The sequence below is a fragment of the Gallibacterium salpingitidis genome (assembly GCF_030517105.1).
Lineage (GTDB): Bacteria > Pseudomonadota > Gammaproteobacteria > Enterobacterales > Pasteurellaceae > Gallibacterium > Gallibacterium salpingitidis.
The window spans coordinates 2,802,034-2,818,857 of the sequence record NZ_CP103875.1 but is presented as its reverse complement, the minus strand read 5'-3'; the positions used below and the strand labels follow the sequence as shown (position 1 = coordinate 2,818,857).

Sequence of the window (16,824 nt, the reverse complement as noted above, 5' to 3'; positions counted from 1 at the left end):
AGATAAATCATTATGAATTGGCAAACCGAACTAAATACCAGCGCTTTTTGGCTACTCTCTTCACTCTTTTGGGTTTCTCTTAGCCTAGTTATTACAGCCAAATTATTAAGTTACACTCATTTCGGCAAACAATTTTGGCTTATTACCAAACCTTGTATCACGCAAAGCAATCGTTACAAGATGCTTTTCCTTATTATTATCTTAATTAGCTTTATTTTGTTAGAGGTGCGGATCAGCGTTCTTAATACCTTCTTTTATAATGGCTTATATAGTTCGTTGCAAAATCGTGATGCGCATGCCTTTTGGTTCTTCGCCACCATCAACGCACTACTAGTTGGTGTCAATATTATTCGTTCCATTATTAATGATTTAATGCGCCAAGTGTTTGAAATTCGCTGGTTGGAACAATTAAATGCAGTCATGCTTGATCGCTGGTTAGCCAATAAAAATTACTATCGCCTTAAATATGAAAGAGATCTGCCCGATAATATTGATCAACGGATCGAACAAGATGCCAGAGAATTTATTACTACCACTGTCGATATGATTCGCGGTGTTATCAATTCCGTTATTTCTATTATTGAATTTACTTTGATTTTATGGGGATTATCCGGCTTACTTTCACTATTTGGCTTAGAAATTCCTAAAGGTGTGGTCTTTTTTATCTATATTTTTATTATTACCGCTACTGCCCTTTCTGTCTGGATTGGTCACCCACTAATCAAACTCAATTTTAATAAAGAAAAACTCAATGGTAATTACCGTTACTCCTTGATTCGTGTGCGTGATAATGCGGAGAGTATTGCGTTTTATCATGGCGAACAACAAGAACACACTTTTTTAAAACAGAAATTTAATGCCATTATCAAAAACCGCTGGCAAATTGTGCTAAAAATGTTGGGATTAGACGGTTTTAATACCGGGATTTCGGAAGTGGCAAAACTATTACCGCTAATGTTGCAAGCGCCACGTTTTTTTGCTGGGCAATTAACTTTAGGTGATATGCATCAAACAGTGCAATCCTTTAATCGCCTAATGCGCGCACTATCTTTTTTCCGCCTATTCTATGAGCAATTTACCCAATATCAGGCGCGTTTAAATCGTCTAGCTGGTTTCTTTAGCAAATTAGATTATTTGGATAATCAACCGTTGTCGCAACAGATCAATCACACACCGCAAGTAAAACTTAGTGAATTCTCTATTAAAGATCAGCGCGGCAATACATTATTATCTAATATCAATTTTCAGCTTAACGCTGGTGAATCGCTATTAATTCAAGGTCCATCCGGCAGCGGAAAAACCAGCTTATTAAAAGCTATCGCCGGAATTTATGCTTTTGAAACTAGCGGCTATTTAGAAACCCCAAAACATTTCTTATTTTTGCCGCAACGTCCTTATATGCCGCAAGGAACGCTGTATCAAGCTATCTGTTATCCAAATATTGAAGCGACTATTGAACAGGTCTGTCGTGCAATGAAAGTGTGTAAATTAGAAAAATACCTTTCCCATTTACAGCAAGAGTTAGATTGGCAAACCATTCTATCGCCAGGTGAATTACAGCGTGTGGCGTTTATTCGTATTTTACTTACTAAACCTGAAGCGATTTTCCTTGATGAAACCACTTCAGCGCTCGATGAACCAACAGAACAATGGTTATATCAATTAATAAAAACTAAGTTACCTAATACGATTATGATTAGTATTGGCCACCGCACTACTTTGCAGCAATTTCATCAACAGGTATTACAGTTGCTATAAAAAATGTCGGGGAAGTGTCCGACATTCTTTATAAAAGACAACTACTATTTATAATATAAATTATAGATCATTTTTGCATTAACACTGCCAGGGGAAACCGTCGCATTACCAGACTTCACATAATAAATTTTATAAGTTTTAGGTAAAATACCTGTACTACTTTGAATATCACCAAATTTTTTCACATTACTATCGTTCGTTGATGCAAAAGGCAATGTTGTCGGTCCATAAGTAATCGCATTAACCGAATCATTCTGATCATAGATCTTTAATCCAACATTTCTAGCACTTGATGATTGTGCCAAACTTAATATTTGTGTGGTATTCGCTGTATTATTCGCATCAGTAAAAGAAATATATGCTGTATTCACACCAGAATTGCCCTGACAATCTAAATTAATCGGAAACGAACCACCAAATACTTCTCTCCCATTGGTCAAATCTCTTAAATGTGCTTGATTTAAAGTAATTGCTTGATTTTTTGAATCATTAGTCAAAGTACAAGTTTTAGTAAAAAATTGAATGTTATTATTTGAAATAATCTGGATTCGAATACCACCAGCTTTAGTTGTTAATAAATTATTCTTACTACCAAAGTCTCCAGACGAACTATTCCCTGATGAAGAATTATCACTAGTGCGTTTATAACAATTGATAGTCATATCAAAAACTCTATTTCCCACCTTTATAGGTGATTCTCCTTGGGAAATCGTATTTTCATTTTTCTGAAAAGTTATATTTAAATCCAAATAAGTTGAACCTTGTACACTAGACTTTATAGATTGATATGTGTCGTTCCATCCTCCTCTAATATTTTTAGACTCTGTCTTTGTTGTAACAGTTAAACTATCCAAAAAATATGTTCTCTGTAAAATACTTTCATTTTCACTGACGGTATCATACTTGACCTCTAACCAAACACCATATGGCAAATTATCAGATTTCTGACAAAAATCATTTAGAATATTAGTTGATAACCTGCCTTGATACGTTATTTTTGAACCGATTTTAGTTCCATTGAAAGACCTTACTATGTCATAATCATTTGCTACTGCATACTGCTGCAATAACAACATCACCCCAACTAATCTAATTAATAGTTGCTTAGATTTCATTTTCTCACCTTACTAAAACCTACACTGCACTGGTACAATTAACGGTTGTCCATTATCTTCAACTTCCGGAATCTGATAATCTGCATGACATTGCTTATCGCCCCAACTGATATGCAATTGTCCATTTTTAGCGATACCTCTGGTATAAATCTTACCGCCTTGTGCTACTACCCCAATTGATTGATTATTTTGATCAAATACTTCTGTACCTAATGGCGGTAAAGTATCTGTACCAGTAATTTCAAAGAACACTACTGAACCTACCGTAGTGGCAAAATCAACTAAAATCGCCTGATTAGCTCTTGGAATCACTTGTTGTTCCGTTGCCGATAATTCCACTGAATCTGGAAGATTATTACTATCTAAGCCAACGTAATTCACACTATAAGGTTCGATATAAGGCACAATCCCATTCCCAAAATAGTCAATCTCATTACCAATCGAACCATTGATTAAAGCCCCCTTGGCCCCTTCTGCGTGAATAATTGCGAAACTATCGCCCAAATCATTGGATAATGTAATTCCTCTAGGATGAGCAACTACTGCACCAGATAAGCCTAATGACATTTGTTGATTACTTTGATTATCACGACTCCAAGAAGCATTAACACGCGCTAACGAACCAGAATAACTATTGTTAAATGAGATATTGCTGCCGCCATCCTGCTGCTTGCTCGCTGACACACTATAGCTATAACGGCGTTGTTCACCCAACGAACCGGAAATAGAGGTATAGCCGGAATAACCACCATTTTTGTTATAGTTCAAGCTTTGTGAAACATATGCTGAACTGATATCGTCACCCAATGGCAGCGACAGGCTGACATAGATACGGCGATCATCCTCACCAAAACTATTCTTCGACTGCGAAAAAGAGAAACTATAACTTAAACGCTTATAACTATTGCTATAACCAATTTGATACTCGTTCTGTTTTTCATCCGTTCCCCAATAGGTATAAGTACTCCCCGTCAAATACAATGCGCCCCAGCCCTCTTTTAGATTTTGATTAATCGACACTTGGAACTGATTTTTCGGACGATAATTATTAATTGGCAAACTGATCTCTTTCTCATCAATAAAATCACGATAATTTGCCAATATAACATCTTGCAAACTATAGTAATCACGCGAGAGATAACGATAAGCCGCTAAAGTAACATTAGTATCCGTTGGTTCTACACGCGTGTTATAACTCGCATATAAGTTATAGCCTTTATATTTTTGCTCAGCAGCGGTGAATTTAGCATTAGAAAAAGTCGCATTTGCCATAAATGCACCAATTGGCGTATTAAAGGAAAAACCAACTAATTCCGCATGATAATCTTTAGCAAAAGTGCCGCCCAAGTTAAAGGTAATATTATTGGTTAAGCCATATTGCCAGGTCGCTTGCGCTACATTAGCATCAAACACTTCATTGGCATAACGATAACGTCCACCAGCAATGTGGTAACGGCTATATCCCGGACGAATTAATTGTGCGGCTGCAGTATAAGGAATAGTGAAAGAACGTTTTTCACCATTTGCTTCCAATATTTCAACTTGTAGATCACCACCATAACCCGTTGGATAGAGGTCATCAATTTCAAATGGCCCCGCTGGTACAGTCACTTCACGCAATAAATTACCATTTTGTCGAATACTCACTTTAGCATTACTATTCGCTACACCACGAATAATTGGTGCATAACCGCGCAACGAACTCGCCAACATTCGATCGTCTGAAGCCAATTGCATGCCACGAATGGCAATACTATCCATTAATGAACCACTGGTATAAAAATCACCAATAGTAAATTGCCCACGCAAAGCAGCAACATCATGTTGTGCATAGGTGGAGATACTTTGATATGGTAATCGTTGCTGCTGATTCCAACTTTGTGAACCACGATGACGAAATGCCCAACCGAATAAATTGATACCGGCATCAATTCCTAAATAAGTCTGTTTAGAGTCAAAATCTGCATATTGTGAGCGATAATAGGAAGCATCATAACGAACAAATGCTACCGGTACGCCGTCTTGCCATTGTGCTGGTGAAATATAACCTCGCGGGCGCTGGGTAATAAAGGCTTGTGGTAAATCAACATCTAAACGCAACTCCGACATATCAAAATTCACTTTAGCGGCTGGAACTTGTGCGGCAAAAAATTGACATGCTGCCTGTTCATCTGTATTCGCTCCAGTGAAAGCTTCATCTTTTAAATCTAATACTGCTAATAAATCCTCATTAGCACATAACCCTGTGTTATTTTTATTAGGAATTTCCGCAAATTGTAGATTAATGCGTCCACGCAATTGATTATTAAGATAGACATCAGCAACATAATCCCCTGCCGGAATTGGATTACCGTAACTAAAGCGACTAATATCAATCGCTTCTTTATCTTTACCGCCACGTAAAAAACCGGCATCGAATTCAGCATACTCTTCTGCATAGACCATATTTGGGATTAAACTGCCCAACAAGGTTAAATAGAGCGTATTAAAGGTAAATTTCTGCAGCTGTTTCTTCATCATCCTTTATTCCTTTATTTAGCGTAAAGGGCTGGTTCCTGTTGGTCTGCCGCCATAATCGTTAATTGTGGTCCAGTTAACACTGCCTGCACCAGTGGATACTGGAGAAGCTAAATTGAAAGTTACTTGTGAAAAAGGCGCTACCATATCGGCAGTAGCAGCTACTTTACGCCCACCCTGTACCACTTCAAGCTGACTAAAGGTAATAAAATAAGGCGTTGGATTATTAGCAATTAACTGTTTACCTTGAACTCGCCATTCCACTTGTTTAAAAGCTTCATCTTGCGCAATTTTTAAATCAGTTGGACGGAAAAACAGTTTAATCCGGCTGCGGATTGCAATTTGTAGATAATTCTTAGATTTATCTTTTGGATTTGGTGGAATATCCAATACATTTAGATAAAAAATTGATTCACGATCAGTGGGTAACGGTTCGCCAGTATAGCTTAAACGCAATGTCTGGCCTTTATTACCATCAACCCGAGAAATCGGCGGTGTAATTACAAACGGGGTTTTAATCTGTTCCGGCGCTGCATTAGGATCACCATTATCAATCCACGCTTGCACCAACGCCGGTTGATCACCAACATTAGAAAGTTGCACGCTGACGTTTTTCTGATTCGCTGGATAGATAACTCTTGTACCCGTAATCACAATATTGGCATAACTAGTAGAAACCCATAAACCACAGGCAATCAATAATAGTTTTTTTAACATACAGAAACCTTAGTAAAACAGCAAAATCGGGCAGCTAAACTGCCCGAAAGACCAGTTAATATAATTAATTATTCATATGCAATTTGATAAGTTACTTGTCCCTGCACCTTACCTGGCTGTACATTACTACCCAATGCATAATATCTAGCTGTATATGTTAAAGTTACAGCACTATCACTTATAGTTTTAGCTGTTGTCCCTTGGCTACCATAAGGTTTATTAGGATCAATCGGTGTTCCATTGTCAAGTAACTCAATTGCTACATTTTTAGCCCCGCTATCATCTTTTATTTGATTTATCAGTTTACCATTCGCATCTACAGAGCTAGATGTAGCAACAAATCTGGTATTTGCTTTATTTAAAGGAGTTCCTGAACAACCTGTTAAAGCTATATCAAATGTTTGATCTCCAGTTGTATCGCCTAAATTTTTAAATTGTTTAGCCTGAACTGGAACTAATTGTACAGTAATATTCTTAGTACCATTATTAATGGTACAAGTTGAAGTATAAATAGAACCATTAACAGTAATTGTTCCTGACTGATCTGTTTCCGTTACAGCATCTGCCATAGTAAATTGGGACATACCCAATCCAGCAGCAATTAATGTTGTTAAAACTAGTTTTTTCATTTGTAAATTTCCTTTATGTAAGTTAACGGGGCGCAAAGTATATAAAATTTGTACAGGGGGGGGGCAATAGAGTATAAGCGCATTATTTGTTCAATCGCTTAAAAGTTAAACAGATAAATTTACAATAAGATATTAAGAATAATTGATAATAAATGTAAATTGAGAAAAGCTAGCTTTAATCCCTACCTAACTTATAGAAAAAGGGGATTAACTAAAAAATCAAAAAACGGTTTTTGCCCTATTTTGACAAAAATGATCCAGTAACAGTAACAGCATTTCAATTTGATATTTCACTAATCCTTGCTGTACTACACAAAATAAAACGCCCAATAGCTTTTCACTATTGGGCGCATAATAAGATTGACAAAGATTAACCAAAAACGGTTATAAAATATTTTCAAACTCTTCTAACACTTGTTGCGGCCATACGCTAGATTGTACTTCACCGATATGTTTCTTATGTAATAAGAACATCACCATACGAGATTGACCGATACCGCCGCCGATAGTTTGCGGTAATTTGCCGTTGATTAAATCTTGATGCCACGCAAATTGTAAGCGGTCTTCATCACCAGTAATGGCTAATTGACGACGTAATGCTGCTTCATCAACACGAATACCCATTGAAGAGAGTTCAAACGCTGAACCCAACTCTTCATTCCACACCAAAATATCACCATTTAAGCCTTTATATTCGCCTTCAGAAACAGTTGTCCAGTCATCGTAGTCTGGTGCACGCACATCGTGCGGTTTACCATCAGATAATTTACCGCCAATACCAATTAAGAATACTGCACCGTACTCTTTACAAATAGCACTTTCACGTTCTTTATCAGTCATATTCGGGAAACGTTTCACTAAATCTTCTGAATGCACAAAAGTGATCTCTTTCGGTAAAGTCGCTGCAATATGGAAATGTTTTTCTACTAACGCTTCTGTTTCACGAATTGCACGATAAATAGAACGAACGGTATCTTTTAAATAATCCAAAGTACGCAATCCTTCAGGAATTACACGTTCCCAATCCCACTGATCAACATAAACAGAGTGAGTGCGATCTAAAGAATCTTCATCAGGACGCAATGCTTTCATATGCACAAATAAACCTTCACCCGGTTTAAAATCAAAACGTCCTAAAGTATGACGTTTCCATTTTGCTAATGAATGCACAACTTCAAACACTGCACCTTCGATTTGTTTGACTTTCACTTGTACTGCTTTTTCTTTTCCAGAAAGGTTATCTTGAATGCCATTACCTACTTGGCTGATGATCGGCCCTTGAACTTCAACTAATCCCAAATGTTCTGCTAATTTTGTAGTAAAAGTATTTTTAACAAAGCTAATTTCTTGTTGTTGTAAGATAAATGATTTTTTCATAATAAATTCTCTTCCAAAAAAGTAACGGCGCTTATTATTCAATAAAGCCGTTGCTTTTCAAATACTTTTTCGGATTATCTTCGCAATCATTAGAATTTATCTAAAAAAGAAATATTATTTTTAGCTTTTTTCTAATTACAGTTTCTCAGAATGGTGAATCAGGACAAATTTTTCCCACAATTCGTCTTGGCTTTCATTATGTTGTGGATCTTTGGTAATACAGTTGGTGATTGGACAAACTTTTTGACAAGTCGGCGTTTCATAATGACCAACACATTCTGTACATAACGCAGGATCAATCACATAGATCTCATCACCCATTGAGATCGCTTGATTAGGACACTCTGGTTCGCACATATCACAGTTGGTACATTTATCAGTTATCAATAACGCCATAAGTTATAAATTATTCAGTAAGAAAAAGAGCGCTTATTTTACCTACTTCTCTCTATTTTTCTAACCGCTTTTTTCAACAATTTATTTTATCTATTGAAATAAATCAGAAACTAGTCAAAATAAATTTGATCTAAACCACGCTTTTATTGCAATGAGCTGTTATAATGACCTCATTCTTTGAATCTAAAAATCACTCCTATTTAACTTTTAAGAGGGCTTAAAATGTCAGTAATTAAAATGACCGATCTTGATCTTGCAGGTAAACGTGTTCTTATTCGTGCAGACCTTAATGTTCCTGTTAAAGATGGCAAAATCACCTCAGATGCACGTATCAAAGCATCTCTTCCAACAATCAAATTAGCATTAGAGCAAGGCGCAAAAGTGATGGTAACATCTCACTTTGGTCGTCCAACTGAAGGCGAATATAACGCTGAATTCTCATTACAACCTGTTGTTGATTACTTAAACGATCTTTTAGATGTTCCAGTTCGTTTAGCAAAAGATTATCTTGATGGTGTTGAAGTTGCTCCAAATGAATTAGTGGTATTGGAAAACGTACGCTTCAATAAAGGTGAGAAAAAAGACGCTGACGATTTAGCACAAAAATATGCTGCACTTTGTGATGTATTCGTAATGGATGCTTTCGGTACAGCTCACCGCGCGCAAGCTTCTACTCATGGTGTGGCTAAATTTGCTACTGTTGCTTGTGCTGGCCCATTACTTTCTAACGAGTTAGAAGCATTAGGTAAAGCATTAAAAAATCCACAACGTCCAATGGTTGCGGTAGTTGGTGGTTCAAAAGTATCTACTAAATTAACTGTTTTAGATTCTCTTGCGAAAATCGCTGACAAACTTGTTGTAGGCGGTGGTATTTCTAATACTTTCGTTGCAGCACAAGGTAACAACGTTGGTTTATCACTTTATGAAAAAGATTTAATTCCTGAAGCACAACGTTTAATGGCAACTTGCGATATTCCAGTAGCGACTGATGTTCGTGTTGGTAAAGAGTTCTCTGAAACTGCACCTGCAACAGTGAAAAAAGCAACTGAAGTATTAGATGATGAAGAAATTATGGATTTAGGTGATGAATCTGCAGAAGCAATCGCAGAAATCATTCGCAGCGCTAAAACTATCCTTTGGAATGGTCCAGTAGGCGTATTCGAATTCCCTAACTTCCGTAAAGGTACTGAAATTGTTGCACGTGCTATCGCAGAAAGTGATGCGTTCTCTATCGCGGGTGGTGGTGACACATTAGCAGCAATCGATCTTTTCGGTATTGCCGATAAAATCTCTTACATCTCAACTGGTGGCGGTGCATTCCTTGAGTTCGTTGAAGGTAAAGTATTACCAGCAGTAGAAATTCTTGAACAAAGAGCTAAAGGTTAATTATCTTTCTTTGAGAAGGGAGCAATCCCTTCTCCTCCACTTAAAATAGGAAAATACTATGTCTAAAATTTTCGATTTCGTAAAACCAGGTGTTTTAACTGGTGATGAAGTACAAAAAGTTTTCGCTATTGCAAAAGAAAATAACTTTGCGATTCCAGCTGTAAACTGCGTAAACTCAGACTCTGTTAATGCGGTATTAGAAACAGCAGCTCGTGTAAAAGCACCAGTTATTATTCAATTCTCAAATGGTGGTGCATCATTCTATGCAGGTAAAGGCATTAAATTACCTGAAGGACAACGTGCTGATGTATTAGGTGCAATCGCTGGTGCAAAACACGTTCACGCATTAGCTGAACACTATGGCGTTCCAGTTATCCTTCATACTGACCACGCTGCGAAAAAATTATTACCATGGATCGATGGTTTATTAGAAGCTGGTGAAAAACATTTCGCTGAAACTGGCAAACCTTTATTCTCTTCTCATATGCTTGACCTTTCTGAAGAACCATTAGAAGAAAATGTTGAAATTTGTAAACAATATCTTGCTCGTATGGACAAGATCGGTATGACTTTAGAAATGGAATTAGGTATCACTGGTGGTGAAGAAGACGGTGTTGACAACTCAGACCGCGACCCAATGGATCTTTACTCTAAACCAGAAGAAATCGACTATGTTTATACTGAATTATCAAAAATCAGCTCACGTTTCACTATCGCAGCTGCATTCGGTAACGTACATGGTGTTTACAAACCAGGTAATGTGAAATTAACTCCAGTTATCCTTAAAAAAGGACAAGACTACATTAAAGCAAAACATAATTTAACTACTGATAAACCAGTTTCTTATGTTTTCCATGGTGGTTCAGGTTCAACTCACGCAGAAATCCAAGAAGCAGTGTCTTACGGTGTGGTTAAGATGAACATTGATACTGATACTCAATGGGCAACTTGGAATGGTATTTTACAATACTACAAGAAAAATGAAGCATACCTACAAGGTCAATTAGGTAACCCTGAAGGTCCTGATGCACCAAACAAAAAATACTACGATCCACGTGTATGGTTACGTAAAGGTGAAGAGTCAATGGTTGCTCGTTTAGTAGAAGCATACAACGACTTAAACTGCCACGATGTTCTATAATTTATAGAATACCTTAATCTTCTTAATTTGCCCCTGTTTTGCAGGGGCGATTTTATTATGACTCCAGAACAAACGACTTTAACTAAAGAATCTTCTTCACGCTCTTTAAAACGCGTAACTTTTGCCTTTTTGTTTATGGCATTCCTCACTGGTATTGGTTCAGCATTCCAATTGCCGGTAATGAGCCTATTTTTAGCAAAAGAAGTTCAAGTTTCTTCTTTTGCGGTCGGCACATTTTTCGCAGTAAATGCTTTAGTCGGTATTGTATTAGGGCAAATTATTGGCTATTTCTCCGATCGTCTTACCGATCGGCGTTGGTTAATTTTATTGTGCTGCATTATGGCTGCTGGTGGTTATGTGATTTTTGCTTACAGCCGTAATTATTGGGTGTTATTAACCTTAGCCGTAACATTATTTGGCTTAGGCTCTTCTTCCAATCCACAAATTTTTGCTTTTGCGCGTGAATATGCCAATCGTAAACAGCGACAAGCGGTAATGTTTATGTCTATTATGCGCGCACAAATTTCACTTGCCTGGATTATCGGGCCACCATTAGCATTCTGGTTAGCCATCAATAAAGGTTTTACTTTTCTTTTTCTGATCGGTGCAGCAACTTTCTTATTAAGCGGCGTATGTGGTCGTTGTTTATTACCTGATCTCGGTGAAAATAAAAAAACCGTCAAAACGGCAATGACGCCAGCAACTCCACAACAAAATAAAATATCGGTTATTTACCTTTCTGCTGCATTAGTAATTATCTTTAGCTGCAACAGTATGTATCTAATCAATATGCCGTTATACATTACTACACAATTACATCTACCCGAAAATCTTGCCGGTTTCTTAATGGGAACTGCAGCTGGACTAGAAATTCCAGTGATGCTGATTGCTGGCTGGTTAAGCAAATTTGTCGCTAAAAAGACTTTAATGTTTATCGCACTAATTTGTGGAGTTTTATTTTATCCACTGTTGTTAATTGTTTCTTCAACTTGGGGATTACTGAGTTTACAGATTCTCAATGCCATTCTAATTGGGATTGTTGCTTCTATTGGGATGACCTATTTCCAAGATTTAATGCCTGCACAATTAGGATCAGCAACAACATTATTTACTAATAGTGCAAAAAGCAGTTGGATTATCGGCGGCCCGCTCGCTGGTTTGATTGGTGGGATTTATAGTTATTACGACACTTTTTATTTTTGTTCTGTTTTAATCCTACTTGCGCTTTTTTGTCTATGGAAGGTAAAAAGTGTTTAAAATTTATGGTTTCACTGAGTGATTCTTATAAATAAAGCATATTACATAGTTAATAATATGCTTTATTTACCTCAATTAAACCGCATAAACCTTGTCCATCGCAACTTTTGTTAAGAATTGACTACGATTTTTATATTCTGGATGCGTCGCCACAAAACTATCAATTTTTCTTAATAAATGAGAAGGTACAGTAATATTAATTTTTTCTGCCTTACCTAATAAGTGTGAAATATCAATATCAACTACAGCGAAAATAAAATCTTTATATTCGACATTTTTAGTATGTTCTTCTAACTCTGACGCAACAGGTATATCTTCACCATCTTCTATGAGTCCCTCAAGATGGCATAGTATTGCTTCTTTTACATTATCTAAGGCTTCTTCTAATGTATTCCCCGCTGAAAAACATCCTGCAATATCAGGTACAGAAACAACATATCCATCACTCACTTTTTCAAAACAAATTGGATACAACATAAGCATCTCCTTTTAATATTATGGTTTTTATAACCTTGCTTGTTTTTTAATACTTTTTTCTAAATGACCTAAATCTTTCCTTTGATGTGGTATTGTTACCCTACCCTTCTTAATTGGGTGTTTATACTGATGGTGACTACCAACAATATTTACTAGATACCAGCCATCTGCTTCTATCAATTTAATTATTGTTTTACTATCCACCCCTCATAACCCCCTAATTATTCCAATGGTAGTTATCATACCCACAATTAAATACGAAGCAAGTATTTTATATGGATAATAACCACTTTTTTCTCTCTATAAAAAAACCGCTTTTCAGCGGTTTCTCAATCAATTATTAAATTATCAATAAGGATCCAATCCTAATACTTTACGCCCATTAACACTGGCAATATCCACCATTGCTTCCAGATGCGGGAAACGACAACCAGCTGATAATAAGCTTAACTCTTGCCACATATCTCCCTCACACAATGGCACCATATAGTCACAAATATTATCTGTACCAATCGCTACTGTAATACCTTCAGGGATCATTTCATCAGCTGGTGTTAATGCATTATGGAATGGCATTAGATCCTCTTTACGATTACTATCAATCCACGCCATTGGGCAAGCGATCATCATCATCTTCGCTTTACGCATTTTTTCATATAACTTATAACGATATTCACGAGAATGTGCACCAATTGAAATACCATGAATAGCAACGACTCTACCTTCCATACCATGTTCGATTGATTTATCACAAAGCTGTTCAGTTTCCTTTTCTCTTGGTGTATTAAATTGGTCAACGTGAACGTGAAGCATTTTCCCGAGCGACTTGGCTTTATCCATTAAAATATCCATTGCTTCTAAACCTTTACCATAATCTAATTCATCACGATAAGGCAGACCACCAATAATATCGACCATTTCTGAACCTAAATCGAACCAATATTTAGCGACCGGATCTATTACCCCTTTTAGCGTCTGATTAGCGAATTTCAGCACAATATCATTTTTATATACTTCTCTCGCCTTATGCGCTGCAATAATGGCACGATCTTCACAAATCGGGTCAATATCAACGAAAGTACCAAATACAGTCACACCTTGCGAAATCATTAATTCAATCGCTTGACTAAAACGTGCATAATAATCTTCCACTGAAGAATTACGTTTCACCTCATCGACCAAATCCCATTTTTGCTGCAAATTACTATTATGATAAATATGCATCTTTTCTGGTGTCATCGTAAACGCGCGGTCAGCGTGAGCATGAGAATTTACCCAGCCGCCTTTTTTAATGATTTCATCACGCACATAGGCTTTAAAAGTACGAATATGGTTCATTGATAATTGCTCCAGTTTTCAGTTATCACTAATCAACACGCTGGAAGGTAAATCGCAGGCAAAAAAAAATCCTCAATAATGAGGATTTTTAAAAATAAAAAACAAACAATAATGGATTTAATTTTTCCATCTGTAATTCAGCTGTTTTTACCAAATTGTTTGTTGTGTAATCTTGCATTTTCTCTTTCCAGTGTCAGCACTGGGAGGGCAGTATAAAGAGTATTCTGCGAAAACTCAACCGTTTTATCAGAATTATTTACCCTAGAATCCCTTGTAAAAAGATCACAAAAATAATCACTGGAATTACTACGCCTAAAGCAAAGCGCAAAAATGATAGCCATACAGAATCATTGCCACCACAAAGTTGCACTTTGATCTTATCCCAACGCCACCAAGCAACAAACAAGGTTAATAAGATCTCACCTAACGGCATCAAAATGTTTTGTGTTAATTTGTCCAACATATCGAAAATGTTGTAGCCGAATAAGGTATAACTACTCCAAGCGCCTAATGATAACGAAGCAGCAATACCTAGTAAGAAGAACAACACAAAAGCAATAATCCCAGCTTTCAAACGATGAACTTTAAATTCATCAATTAAAAAACTCACTAATACTTCCAATAACGAAATTGAAGATGTTAATGCCGCCACTAACAATAATGCAAAAAATAATGCTGCCAATAGGTGTCCAAATGGCATACTCGCAAATACAGCCGGCATCGTGATAAAGGTCAATCCCGGCCCAGCACCCGGTTCAAAACCAAAGGCAAACACAGCTGGCAGCACCATTAACCCTGATAAGAAGCACGTTAATAATGTTAATAAAATTACCCATGCTGCCGAGCTGACCAATTTAGCTTCTGGTCCAACATAAGAGCCATAGGTAATCATAATGCCAATACCTAATGATAAAGAGAAGAACGCCAGCCCTAATGCTTCCAACCATGTTGCACCAGTAATTTTGCTGAAATCCGGCAATAAGAAGAATTTTAATCCTTCCACTGCACCAGGTAATGAAACTGCTCGTCCAATTAAGATCAACATTAAAATTAATAGAATCGGCATCAAGTATTTTGAAATACGCTCAATCCCTTTTTCAACGCCCGACACTACAGTGAACAGAGTCAAGAAACCAAAAATAAAATGATAAATAAGCGGTTGTAATGGATCAGTAATAAAATCTGTAAAGAGATTACCATTTGTTGTTGGATCAGTTGAATTTGCAATGCCGCCAGTTATCGCCTTTCCTAAATAAGCAACAGTCCAACCACCAACAACGCTATAAAATGACAGGATTAAAAAGGCAACTAATACGCCCATAATCCCGATTCCAGCCCATTTTTTATTACCTAACTTACGAAATGCACCAATTGGGCCTAGATGTGTTGCACGTCCAATCGCCATTTCCGTTGCCATTAAAATTAAACCTAAGGTTAGACAAATAAAAAGATAAATTAATAAAAATGCGCCACCACCTTGAGTTGCAGTAACATATGGAAACTTCCATACCGCACCCAAGCCAATTGCTGAACCCGCCGAAGCCAAAATAAAGCCCAAGCGCGATCCCCATTGTGAACGAGCCATAAAATAATCCTCAAATGTAGAAATTTAAAAATCTAAAAATAAGCCATTATGAAAAATAAAGCTGCATAAAGGCTATGCGGCAAATGATATTGATTGCTTACAAAAATATTCCTCTTGCCTTGCAGGAGAGAGATAATCGCGATAGAGTTTAGCTTTTGCCGACAAATTGCGGCACATTATACCCGATAACCATCTAATTGAAATAAAAGAACAATGAAAGATAGTACTCTGATCAACCTTTTTCTTGATGATCTTTGGTTAAGTAAAAACTTATCGCAAAATACCATTGCTAGTTACCGTTCCGATTTAAAATTTTTTAGCCAATGGTTAGAACAACATCAATTAGATCTATTACAAGTACAATATTTAGATTTACAATCTTTTTTAGGTGAACGGCTAGAACAAGGTTATAAAACCACCAGTTATGCCAGAATGCTCAGTTCACTCCGCAAACTGTTTCAATATTTATATCAAGAGAAATATCGTCCAGATAATCCTTGTGCGTTGTTATCATCACCAAAATTACCTGCACGCTTACCAAAATATTTGAGCGAAAGCCAAGTAACCGATCTATTAAATGCACCTGCAACTGAAGATCCACTGGAATTACGTGATAAAGCAATGTTGGAATTACTGTATGCCACAGGTTTACGTGTTACTGAATTAGTCACGCTCACCACTAACAATATCAGTTTGCAACAAGGTGTTGTGAGGGTAATTGGGAAAGCGGATAAAGAGCGATTAGTTCCTATGGGCGAAGAGGCAAATTACTGGATTCAGCAATTTATGCTATATGCACGTTCCGTATTGTTGGATGGGCAAAGTAGTGATGTGCTATTTCCAAGCCGTCGTGGACAAGCAATGACAAGGCAGACCTTTTGGTATCGCATTAAACATTATGCTACCCGCGCTAATATTGATACTAATAAATTATCTCCGCACGTATTACGCCACGCCTTTGCTACACATTTGGTCAATCATGGTGCGGATTTACGTGTTGTGCAAATGTTGCTTGGACATAGTGATCTTTCTACAACACAAATTTATACGCACGTTGCCAAAGAACGTTTAAAGCAATTACACGCCCATTATCATCCACGTGGATAAAAAATTGGGAGATATTGCTATCTC

General features: G+C 37.0%; 15 protein-coding genes. 5 read left to right on the top strand and 10 right to left on the bottom strand.

Going from position 1 to position 16,824, the window contains the following annotated elements:
* Window positions 1-12: 12 nt before the first annotated feature.
* A complete protein-coding gene (locus NYR30_RS13540; RefSeq protein ID WP_066111697.1) occupies window positions 13-1,758 on the top strand; it encodes an ABC transporter ATP-binding protein/permease in 1,746 nt (581 codons plus the stop codon).
* Window positions 1,759-1,802: 44 nt separating this feature from the next.
* On the opposite strand, the gene NYR30_RS13535 is transcribed toward NYR30_RS13540, so the two are convergent.
* From NYR30_RS13535 to NYR30_RS13510, 6 genes are all read right to left on the bottom strand, one after another.
* Window positions 1,803-2,873: a fimbrial protein gene (locus NYR30_RS13535; RefSeq protein WP_066111699.1), complete on the bottom strand. Its 1,071-nt coding sequence runs from the start codon at window positions 2,871-2,873 to the stop codon at window positions 1,803-1,805.
* A gap of 12 nt (window positions 2,874-2,885) precedes the next feature.
* A complete protein-coding gene (locus NYR30_RS13530) occupies window positions 2,886-5,393 on the bottom strand; it encodes a fimbria/pilus outer membrane usher protein (protein ID WP_066111701.1) in 2,508 nt (835 codons plus the stop codon).
* A 15-nt stretch (window positions 5,394-5,408) separates the two neighbouring features.
* Entirely contained in the window at window positions 5,409-6,107 is a 699-nt protein-coding gene (locus tag NYR30_RS13525) for a fimbrial biogenesis chaperone (RefSeq protein WP_066111703.1), read from the bottom strand.
* Window positions 6,108-6,175: 68 nt separating this feature from the next.
* On the bottom strand, window positions 6,176-6,736 hold the full coding sequence (locus NYR30_RS13520; protein WP_066111706.1) for a fimbrial protein: 561 nt from the start codon (window positions 6,734-6,736) through the stop codon (window positions 6,176-6,178).
* A 384-nt stretch (window positions 6,737-7,120) separates the two neighbouring features.
* Window positions 7,121-8,113 carry an aspartate--ammonia ligase gene (asnA, locus tag NYR30_RS13515; protein ID WP_066111708.1) on the bottom strand — a complete coding sequence of 331 codons (993 nt, stop codon included), beginning with the start codon at window positions 8,111-8,113 and terminating at the stop codon, window positions 7,121-7,123.
* A gap of 135 nt (window positions 8,114-8,248) precedes the next feature.
* On the bottom strand, window positions 8,249-8,509 hold the full coding sequence (locus NYR30_RS13510; protein ID WP_066107802.1) for a YfhL family 4Fe-4S dicluster ferredoxin: 261 nt from the start codon (window positions 8,507-8,509) through the stop codon (window positions 8,249-8,251).
* A 222-nt stretch (window positions 8,510-8,731) separates the two neighbouring features.
* Between NYR30_RS13510 and pgk the strand changes: the two genes are divergently transcribed.
* Genes pgk through NYR30_RS13495 form a run of 3 tightly spaced genes read left to right on the top strand, consistent with a single transcriptional unit; the run spans window position 8,732 to window position 12,293 of the window.
* On the top strand, window positions 8,732-9,895 hold the full coding sequence (gene pgk, locus NYR30_RS13505; RefSeq protein WP_066111710.1) for a phosphoglycerate kinase: 1,164 nt from the start codon (window positions 8,732-8,734) through the stop codon (window positions 9,893-9,895).
* A gap of 58 nt (window positions 9,896-9,953) precedes the next feature.
* Window positions 9,954-11,036: a class II fructose-bisphosphate aldolase gene (gene fbaA, locus NYR30_RS13500; RefSeq protein ID WP_066111713.1), complete on the top strand. Its 1,083-nt coding sequence runs from the start codon at window positions 9,954-9,956 to the stop codon at window positions 11,034-11,036.
* 57 nt (window positions 11,037-11,093) lie between these two features.
* Window positions 11,094-12,293, top strand: a complete 1,200-nt coding sequence (locus tag NYR30_RS13495) for a sugar efflux transporter (protein ID WP_302501365.1) — start codon at window positions 11,094-11,096, stop codon at window positions 12,291-12,293.
* A gap of 75 nt (window positions 12,294-12,368) precedes the next feature.
* Here NYR30_RS13495 and NYR30_RS13490 read toward each other — a convergent pair whose 3' ends face one another.
* The 4 genes from NYR30_RS13490 to NYR30_RS13475 all read right to left on the bottom strand — a co-directional run bounded on the left by NYR30_RS13490 (window position 12,369) and on the right by NYR30_RS13475 (window position 15,693).
* A complete protein-coding gene (locus NYR30_RS13490) occupies window positions 12,369-12,770 on the bottom strand; it encodes a type II toxin-antitoxin system HicB family antitoxin (protein ID WP_066107813.1) in 402 nt (133 codons plus the stop codon).
* Window positions 12,771-12,797: 27 nt separating this feature from the next.
* A complete protein-coding gene (locus NYR30_RS13485) occupies window positions 12,798-12,974 on the bottom strand; it encodes a type II toxin-antitoxin system HicA family toxin (RefSeq protein ID WP_302501364.1) in 177 nt (58 codons plus the stop codon).
* A 144-nt stretch (window positions 12,975-13,118) separates the two neighbouring features.
* Complete coding sequence (locus NYR30_RS13480) at window positions 13,119-14,108, bottom strand: amidohydrolase family protein (protein WP_066111715.1); 990 nt, start codon at window positions 14,106-14,108, stop codon at window positions 13,119-13,121.
* Window positions 14,109-14,364: 256 nt separating this feature from the next.
* Window positions 14,365-15,693 carry a sodium-dependent transporter gene (locus NYR30_RS13475; RefSeq protein WP_066107821.1) on the bottom strand — a complete coding sequence of 443 codons (1,329 nt, stop codon included), beginning with the start codon at window positions 15,691-15,693 and terminating at the stop codon, window positions 14,365-14,367.
* 213 nt (window positions 15,694-15,906) lie between these two features.
* On the opposite strand from NYR30_RS13475, the gene xerD reads away from it, so the two are divergent.
* Window positions 15,907-16,800, top strand: a complete 894-nt coding sequence (gene xerD, locus NYR30_RS13470; protein ID WP_066107823.1) for a site-specific tyrosine recombinase XerD — start codon at window positions 15,907-15,909, stop codon at window positions 16,798-16,800.
* The last annotated feature ends 24 nt before the right edge of the window (window positions 16,801-16,824 follow it).